This window comes from Amycolatopsis sp. H20-H5 (assembly GCF_035828755.1).
GTDB lineage: Bacteria > Actinomycetota > Actinomycetes > Mycobacteriales > Pseudonocardiaceae > Amycolatopsis.
Window position 1 is genome coordinate 1 of record NZ_JAYMZS010000189.1, and the last position, 8,347, is coordinate 8,347.

Below are 8,347 nucleotides of genomic sequence, written 5' to 3' on the forward strand. Positions count from 1 at the left end.
CACCTCGGACAGCCCGCCGAGCAGGAACAACCGCAGCCGCCGCACCGGGATGCCGAGCCGCAGCGCCACCAGGCAGTGCCCCAGCTCGTGGGCCAGCACAGACACCCCGAGCAGCACCGCGAACGCGGCCGCGAGCAGCCAGGACACCGCCATGCTCGCGCCGGGGAGCAGCCTGCCGACCAACGGCGTGTACAGCACCACGACGATCAGCGAGCCGATCCACCAGGACGGCGCCAGCAGGACGGGCACCCCGGCCACGCGGAACAGCAGGAGACCGCCGTCCGGGGTGACGGCACGCCGGGACGGCCCGGCGCCGGGTTCGCTCGTCGCGGCCATGGGCAAGAGAGTAGAACGCGCGTTGTGGGTACGGGGTGATCCCGGCCGCGCGACCGGGTGGTGTTGCTCATGGCCGCCGGCAGGCGTTTCGCGACGAGGTCTGTCGGTACCCGGCGCTACGCTCGGGCCATGTCCGAAACCGACACCGTCACCGCCGACCCGCCGACCGGTTCCCCGCCGGTCCGCAGACGGCCCGCGTTGTCGCCGTCCAGGGCGAGCGACTTCAAGCAGTGCCCGCTGCTCTACCGCTTCCGCGCGGTGGACAGGCTGCCCGAGGTGCCGACCAAGGCCCAGCTGCGCGGCACCCTCGTCCACTCGGTGCTGGAGCGGCTGTTCGCGCTCCCCCAGGCCGACAGGGTGCCCCCGCGCGCGAAGGAACTGCTCGAACCGGCGTGGGCCCAGCTGTCCGCGGAGCGTCCGGAGTGGACGGAACTGTTCGACGCCGAGAAGCCGGACGATGTCGCCGCCTGGCTGGCTTCGGCGGCGAAACTGGTCGACGCCTACTTCGATCTCGAAGACCCCACCCGGCTCGAACCGGAAGCCTGTGAGCTCCACGTCGAGACCGAGCTCGGCTCCGGCGTGCTGCTGCGCGGGTTCATCGACCGGGTCGACGTGGCGCCCACCGGGGAGATCCGGGTGGTCGACTACAAGACCGGGGCCGCGCCGCGCGAGATCGGCGAGGCCAAGGCCATGTTCCAGATGAAGTTCTACGCCGTGGTCCTGTGGCGGCTGCGCGGGATCGTGCCGCGCCAGCTCAAGCTGATGTACCTCACCGGCGGGCAGTCGCTGGCCTACCAGCCAGACGAGGCCGAGCTGATCCGGTTCGAGCGCACGCTGGAAGCCATCTGGCAGGCGATCCTCAAGGCGGGCAAGACGGGCGACTTCCGGCCGAACAAGAGCAAGCTCTGCGGCTGGTGCGACCACCAGTCCCGGTGTCCCGAGTTCGGCGGCACCCCGCCGCCCTACCCCGGCTGGCCCGAGCCGGACCCCGGCGAGGAATCACCACTCGACAGGGCGGATTGAGCGATGCCGGAAGCCTTCTACGTCCCGCTCGGTGGCGGGCGATTCTCCCCGACGGCGCACACCGCGGGCCCCTGGTCGCCGGACGCCCAGCATTTCGGGCCGCCCTCGGCACTGCTCGTCCACGCGCTCGAACAGGTCGAGCCCGCCCATGCGAGCCAGCTGGCCAGGGTGACCGTGGAGATCCTGGGCCCGGCGCCGCTCACGGAGCTGTCCGTGCGTTCGTGGCTGGAGCGGCCAGGCCGGTCGGTGGAACTGCTGCACGCCGAGCTCTCCAGCGGCGAGCGTGTCGTGGCGCGCGCGTCGGCCTGGCGCATCGCGACCACCGACACGGCCGAGATCGTCACCGACCCGGCACCGGCGCTCCCCGCACCCGAGACGGCGGCCGTCTCGGCCTGGCCCGCGGGCTGGGAAGGCGGCTACCTCGACGCGATGGAGTGGCGCGCCGTCCGCGGCGCGCTCGACGCGCCCGGTCCGGCCGCGGTCTGGGCCCGTCAGCGTGTCGCCCTCGTGGACGGTGAGAAACCCAGTGCGCTGCAACGGCTTTTCGCGGTGTCGGACTCCGGGAACGGGGTGTCGAACTTCCTGCACCCGCGCGAGTGGTGGTTCATCAATTCGGAGCTGACGGTGCACGTGCGCCGTCCGCCGATCGGTGAATGGATCGGGCTGGACGCCGCCACCTTCGTCGGCCCGAACGGGGTCGGCACGGCCACCAGCACCCTGCACGACACCTCCGGCCCCCTCGCGACCGGCGCACAGGCCCTGCTCGTCCGGAGGAGGCCCGCGGGATAGGCGAGCGCGACGGGCCGAGATCCAATAACCTTCGCGGAACGACGGAGACAGGGAGCGCGACGGCATGCAGATCACCTCGGTGGTCAACCAGAAAGGCGGGGTCGGCAAGACCTCGCTCAGCGTCGGCGCCGCGGCCGCGCTGGCCGAGCGTGGCCGCCGTGTGCTGCTGATCGACCTCGACCCGCAGGGCCACGCCACCACGGAGATGCTCGGCATGGCCGAGATCCCCGCGGACCGGCCGAGCATGGCCAAGGCGCTCACGAAGATGTGGAAGGGCCCGGTCGAGGAGCTGGTCGTGCCCCATCCGCGCAGCAACATCGGGCGCGGCGGCTGCTTCGACGTCATCCCGACCTCGCCCGGCATGTTCGACCTCATCCGCAGGCTCGACCAGTTCCGGGTGCCGGGCTGGCAGCTGGCCAGGGTCATCCAGTTCGCCAACTACGACCACGTGATCATCGACTGCCCGCCGGCGCTCGACGTGCTGACCAACAACGCGCTGGCCGCGTCACACGGCATTCTCGTGCCGGTGCAGCCGGACAAGACCAGCATCCGCGCGCTGCGGCTGCTCGGTGACCAGGTCCGCTACGTCGAGCAGACCGTCGGCCGCCCGCCGATCGTCTACTACGGCGTGGTTCCCGGGCTCTACCGCAGGCCGATCTCGCACTACGCGGCCGCGGCGCTGCAGGAGCTCTACACCTTCGGCATCCCGATGCTCTCGCACCTCCCGCTCGGCGTGGTGATGAACGAGGCCGCCGCGCACGGCGTCCCGGTCACCACCTACGCCCCGGAAACCTTGCAGGCGTTGTCCTTCCGGGAGATCGCCGCGACGCTGGACGGCTACCTCGGCGTGCACGCGGGTCCTACGATCGTGCCGGAAGAGGACGACTTCGTCTTCGAGGACTTCATCGCCGAAGTCTCGATCGCCCGCAACGCCAACGACAACGGCTCCCGGAAGAAGCTCTACGACCTCCTGCCCAAGAAACCGCAGCGGCCCCGGTAGCCGGTTTTTGTCGGTGGGCCGTGGCAGGCTTCTTCCTGGCAGCCGGAGACGCCGGCCGCCGGGGAGGTCACCGATGTTCCTGGGACTGCGCACCGTCATCTATCCGGCGCCGGACGTCGCCGTGAGCAAGGCCTGGTTCACCGAGGCGCTGGGGATCGAGCCGTACTTCGACGAGCCGTTCTACGTCGGGTACAACGTCGCTGGCTACGAGCTCGCGCTCGACCCGGACGGCGACCCGGCGACCGGACCGCTCACCTACTGGGGTGTGTCCGATGTGGACGCCGCGCTGGCGAAGCTGCTCGCGTCCGGCGCGAAGCCGCGTGACGAAGTCAAGGAAGTCGGCGGCGGCATCCGGGTGGCGAGCGTGCTGGAACCCGGCGGCGCGGTACTCGGCCTCATCGAAAACCCGCACTTCGCCCTACCGGACACCGAGCCCGGCGACGGTCCCGGCCGCTAGCCCAGCAACAGCGCGATGAGCGAGAGCGACCCCATCGAGACCACGGTCGAACCCAGCACGCAGTCACGGACGAAGCGAGTATCGATGGCGTACTGACTCGTGGCGATGAAGACGTTCTGCGCGGTCGGCAGCGCCGAGCACAGCACAGCGGCGAACAGCAGCGGTTCGGGCAGGCCGAGCAGCAGCCCGGCGCCCAGTGCCACCGCGGGCTGAACGGCGACCTTCAGCGCGACCACGGCCAGGACCTCCCACCGGCGGCCGGGACCAGCCGCCGGTCCCGGGGCGTCGGTCGTGCTCGCGTTGAGGGACATGCCCAGCACCAGCAGCGCGGTGGCGACCCCGGCGTTGCCCAGGGTGTGCAGCGGTTGCAGCACCACCTCGGGCGGACGCCAGCCGCTGGTGCCGACGAGCACGCCCAGCAGGGACGCGGCGATCACCGGGTTGCGGATCGGCAGGCTGATCAGCGCCCGCCAGCGCGGCGTCCCGCCACGGTCCACATCGGACTCCAGCATGGCGAGCAGGGACGACATCATGACCAGGGACTGGAACAGCAGCACGGTGACGATGAAGGAGGAACTGCCCAAGACCTGTAGCGCCACCGGAATGCCGAGGTTCGCCGCGTTGACGTAGCTCGCCGCCATGGCGGTCACCGCGCCGTCGCCGAAACCGCGGCGGAACACCCAGCGCGCGAGCACGAACCCGGCAACCCCGGCGAACCCGGTCCCGACGCCGAACGCGATCAGGCCCGGGTTCACCAGTGCGGAGAACGGGGTGTCGAGCAGGGTGCCGAAGAGCACCGCGGGCATCGCGACCAGGAACGCGAACCGTGTCAGCACCTGGTCGGCGCGATCCCCGAGTACCGAAAAGCGGCTCAGCAGGTAACCGAGCCCGGTCAGCACCCAGATCGGCGTGAACGCCGACAACGTCCCCGTCAAGAGGCCTTACAACCGGCAGGAACGGATGTCCGAGGCGAGCACGGCCTTGGCGCCGGTCTCGGACAGCTCGTCCATGATGCGGTTGGCTTCCTTGCGCGGCACCATCGCGCGCACGGCCACCCAGTCGGGGTCGGCCAGCGGCGCGACCGTCGGCGACTCCAGGCCCGGGGTGATCGCGAGGGCCGGATCCAGCAGCGACCGCGGGCAGTCGTAGTCCAGCATCAGGTAGTGCTGCGCGAACACGACGCCCTGCAGCCGCTTGGTCAGCTGGGTCTTCGCCTTCGACTCGGCACCGCCCCTGCGCTGCAGCAGCACCGCTTCGGACACGCAGATCGGGTCGCCGAACGCCACCAGGTTGTGCTGACGCAGCGACCGGCCGGACTCGACGACGTCGGCGATGGCGTCGGCCACCCCGAGCTGGATCGAGATCTCGACCGCGCCGTCGAGCCGGATGACCTCGGCCTCGACGCCGTGCTGCTTCAGATTCTCGCGCACCAGCCGCGGATACGAGGTCGCGAGCCGCTTGCCGTGCAGGTCCGCTGGCTTCCAGTCCTGCCCGGCGGGCGCGGCGTAGCGGAAGGTCGACCCGCCGAAGCCCAGCGCCAGCGTCTCCTCGACCGGCGCACCGGAGTCGAGCGCGAGGTCACGGCCGGTGATGCCGAGATCCAGCTCGCCGGAGCCGACGTAGATCGCGATGTCCTTGGGCCGCAGGAAGAAGAACTCGACCTCGTTGACGGTGTCGAGGACAGTCAGGTCGCGCTGCTCATGCCGCTTGCGGTACCCCGCCTCACCGAGCATCTCGGACGCGGAAGCGGCCAGGGCTCCCTTGTTGGGCACGGCGACACGCAACATTGCTTCTCCTCGGGTTCGTGTGCGCGAGCGCGTCACAGGTACCGGTAGACGTCCTCGGTGGTCAGCCCGCGGCCGAGCATCAGGACCTGCAGCCGGTACAGCAACTGGGAAATCTCCTCGGCCAGTCGCTCATCGGACTCGTGCTCGGCGGCGATCCACACCTCGCCGGCTTCCTCGAGTACCTTCTTGCCCTGCGCGTGCACTCCCGCGTCCAGCGCCGCAACGGTGCCGGAACCGTCGGGCCGCGTACGCGCGCGCTCGGCAAGCTCGGCGAACAGCTCATCGAAGGTCTTCACGGTCTGTAGATACTTCCATCCGTCCGGCGGCGCCGCCGCCCCGGGCCGGTGTGGGTGCCAGAGAGGTCACAATTCACCCCGCGCGCGGGGCAGACCGGGATGCGTCGGCAGCACGTCCATGCCGTGCAACCGCCGGTGCGCGAGGTCGCAGACCCAGCACCGTTCGAGCGAGGGAGAACGCGACGTGACGGCGCAGTACTCGGCCGCTTCGACCAGCCCGCACAAGGTCCTGACGGGCTCCCCCGGCTCCGGCAGCCGCTCGAACCGCGCCTGGTGCCAACGCCCCTCGATCACCGGATGCACCCGCTCGAGATCGACCATGATCAACGCGGTCAAGATTCCGCCCCCTGCCCCTTGTTCACTGTTACGACCAGTGACCCTAAAAGCCGTGAGCGATCAACCGTTCACAATCCGTTAACCCACTCCGAAGCGGTTCCGCAGGCTGTCGAGCTCCCACGCGGCCCGGCGTGCCCGGCGGTCGAGGACCGCGACCACCTCGCGAGCGACAGGATCGTTGCGTACCCGCTGGGGCGCGATCCGGTCCGCGAGGTCGAGATGCCGCACCGCCTCCGCGTCGCGGGAGCCCTCTGCCTGCGCGAAACCGCGGGCGAGATCGAAGTGGAGCGCCGCCCGGCGATCCGCGGTGACCAGATCCACGTCGTAGCCGTTCGTCCCGGCGATCGTCTCGGCACGAGCGGTTCCTTGGCCCAGTTCGACCGCGACTGAGAGCGACCAAGCCCGCACGTTCGCCGGGCCGAACGAGAACTGCAACGTGTTCCGCTCGCCGGTCCGCGCCGCCAGAGCCGCCGCCTCGCGGAGATGGTCGTCCGCCCGCGAAGGGTCCTGGTCTTTCGCGGCCATCTGCGCAGAGGAAAGGTGCAGCATTCCCGCCGCCTCGGCGGTTTCGGGAGCGTCACCGGAAGGATCGGCGTGCGGCTCGACAGCTGCCAGGGCTGCCGCGGCGACCCGTTGCGCGCGATGACGCGCCCCCATCCGGCTCAGCGCGCTCGTGCTCGTCATGGCCGCGAACGCCGCCAGGGCGGGGTCGGCCAGCCGACGTGCGGCTTCCTCACCTCGTTTGGCGGCGTGCATGGCCAGGTCGTGGCTGCCGAGGTTCCTGGCGTTTCCGGCGGCGACGAAGCAGGCCTCGGTCAAAGCGCCCAACGCGGCCCGCCGGGTGTCCGGTTCCCCGGTGACCGCGTGGATGTGCAGCTCGGTCAGCAGCGCGCCGAGCTCGCGTCCCGCCAGGGAGTAGCGCGATTCCGCGGACGCGGCGTTCGCGGCTCGGGCGAGGGCGGCCAGGTCGCCGACCGGACGTGCGGGCAGGTCGGGCACGTCATCGAGTGTGGCGTCGAACAGGGCGATGGAGATCTCGGGCAAGGTCGCGTGTGCCTCGGCCATCGCCCGATCGCCGGGCAGATACGGCTCGCCGGTGAGATCGGTGACCGCACAGCCGAGGGCGCGGGCCAGATCCTCGAGCAGGCCCCGGCGTTCGAACCGGCGGCGGCCGCTCTCCAGCATCGACAGGTACGGCTTCGAGATCCCGGCGAGGCCCGCGGCTGTCTCCAGGCTCAGCCCGCGACGACGGCGGATCGTGCGGACGCGGGCACCGATCTCGGCGGGTTCGCTCACTGGACCACCCTTCGCGAAGAGGTACCGCCAGGTTACGGCTCAGAACAGCCTGCCGTCCTCCCGCTCGAAGTCGAGCAGGCGCCGCTTGCGGTCCAGGCCGCCGCCGTAACCGGTCAGATTACCGTTGGAGCCGACCACGCGGTGGCACGGCACGATGATGCCGATCGGGTTCTTGCCGTTGGCCAGCCCGACCGCGCGGGAGGCGGTGGGGCGGCCGAGCCGGTCGGCGAGCTGGCCGTACGAGATCGTCTCACCGTGCCGGATGTCGCACAGCGCGGTCCAGACGAGCTGCTGGAACGGGGTGCCAGCGAACTCATCGGCAGGTCGAACTCCTTGCGCTGCCCGGCGAAGTATTCCTTGAGCTGCCGCGCCGTTTCGGCGAACACGGGGTTTGACGGGTCGCGTTCGCCGAACGTCGCCAGTTCCGGAAGGTGACGCTGCCGGACCATGTACAGCCCGCACAGCTTGACCCCGTCGGCGACGAGCGTGAGCGGGCCGCAGGGGCTGTCCACGACGGTGTGCGTCCGGTCGGTGAGCATGGTTCTCCTTGGGTCAGCCCGCTGCGGGGAGCCGGTTGATCGGGTGGTCTCCGGTCGCCCAGAGGTGCTGCACGGCGTAGGCGCGCCACGGTCGCCAGGCCTGGGCGCGGGCGGTGAGCGCGACGGGGCCGCCCTCGACGCCCAGCGTCTGGGCGGCGGCTTTGATGCCGAGGTCGGTGGGCAGGAACGCGTCCGGGTCGCCGAGTGAGCGCATCGCGATGCTCTCGACCGTCCACGGACCGAAGCCCGGCAGGTCACCCAGCTGGACGCGGGCGCGCTGCCAGTCGCTGCCCGCGCCGAGGTCGACCTCGCCCAACACCAGGGCACCGACCAGCGCCAGCAGGGTCCGGCGGCGGCTGCCGGGCATGGCGAGGGTCTCCGGGTCGAGCCCGGCCAGCGCGGCCGGGTCCGGGAACAGGTGGGTGAGGCCACCTTCGGGGTCCTCGATCGGCTCGCCATGAGCGAGGACGAGCCGGGCCGCGTGCGTC

11 protein-coding genes and 1 pseudogene are annotated in these 8,347 nt (G+C 70.8%); 4 read left to right on the forward strand and 8 right to left on the reverse strand.

Annotation, left to right across the window (positions count from 1 at the left end):
• Positions 1-336, reverse strand: a 336-nt coding sequence (locus tag QMK34_RS45105) for a site-2 protease family protein (protein ID WP_326421021.1), incomplete at its 3' end; no start/stop codon positions are given.
• A gap of 129 nt (positions 337-465) precedes the next feature.
• On the opposite strand from QMK34_RS45105, the gene QMK34_RS45110 reads away from it, so the two are divergent.
• The 4 genes from QMK34_RS45110 (at position 466) to QMK34_RS45125 (ending at position 3,605) form a co-directional block, all read left to right on the forward strand.
• Positions 466-1,359, forward strand: coding sequence for a RecB family exonuclease (locus QMK34_RS45110; RefSeq protein ID WP_326421022.1), 894 nt, complete (start codon positions 466-468; stop codon positions 1,357-1,359).
• 3 nt (positions 1,360-1,362) lie between these two features.
• Complete coding sequence (locus QMK34_RS45115; RefSeq protein ID WP_326421024.1) at positions 1,363-2,148, forward strand: thioesterase family protein; 786 nt, start codon at positions 1,363-1,365, stop codon at positions 2,146-2,148.
• A 64-nt stretch (positions 2,149-2,212) separates the two neighbouring features.
• Entirely contained in the window at positions 2,213-3,148 is a 936-nt protein-coding gene (locus QMK34_RS45120; RefSeq protein ID WP_326421026.1) for a ParA family protein, read from the forward strand.
• A gap of 73 nt (positions 3,149-3,221) precedes the next feature.
• Positions 3,222-3,605, forward strand: a complete 384-nt coding sequence (locus QMK34_RS45125) for a VOC family protein (RefSeq protein WP_326421028.1) — start codon at positions 3,222-3,224, stop codon at positions 3,603-3,605.
• On the opposite strand, the gene QMK34_RS45130 is transcribed toward QMK34_RS45125, so the two are convergent.
• From QMK34_RS45130 to QMK34_RS45160, 7 genes and pseudogenes are all read right to left on the reverse strand, one after another.
• Positions 3,602-4,540 carry an AEC family transporter gene (locus tag QMK34_RS45130; protein WP_326421029.1) on the reverse strand — a complete coding sequence of 313 codons (939 nt, stop codon included), beginning with the start codon at positions 4,538-4,540 and terminating at the stop codon, positions 3,602-3,604. The two genes, QMK34_RS45125 and QMK34_RS45130, sit on opposite strands and share 4 nt — an antisense overlap.
• 6 nt (positions 4,541-4,546) lie before the next feature.
• A complete protein-coding gene (hisG, locus tag QMK34_RS45135; protein WP_326421031.1) occupies positions 4,547-5,392 on the reverse strand; it encodes an ATP phosphoribosyltransferase in 846 nt (281 codons plus the stop codon).
• 32 nt (positions 5,393-5,424) lie between these two features.
• Entirely contained in the window at positions 5,425-5,688 is a 264-nt protein-coding gene (locus QMK34_RS45140; RefSeq protein WP_326421032.1) for a phosphoribosyl-ATP diphosphatase, read from the reverse strand.
• A 66-nt stretch (positions 5,689-5,754) separates the two neighbouring features.
• A complete protein-coding gene (locus QMK34_RS45145; RefSeq protein WP_326421033.1) occupies positions 5,755-6,024 on the reverse strand; it encodes a hypothetical protein in 270 nt (89 codons plus the stop codon).
• A gap of 78 nt (positions 6,025-6,102) precedes the next feature.
• Positions 6,103-7,320: a helix-turn-helix domain-containing protein gene (locus QMK34_RS45150; protein WP_326421035.1), complete on the reverse strand. Its 1,218-nt coding sequence runs from the start codon at positions 7,318-7,320 to the stop codon at positions 6,103-6,105.
• Positions 7,321-7,359: 39 nt separating this feature from the next.
• Positions 7,360-7,859 (reverse strand): annotated as a pseudogene (locus QMK34_RS45155) (methylated-DNA--[protein]-cysteine S-methyltransferase).
• A 13-nt stretch (positions 7,860-7,872) separates the two neighbouring features.
• Positions 7,873-8,347, reverse strand: a 475-nt coding sequence (locus QMK34_RS45160; RefSeq protein WP_442785362.1) for a DNA-3-methyladenine glycosylase family protein, incomplete at its 5' end; no start/stop codon positions are given.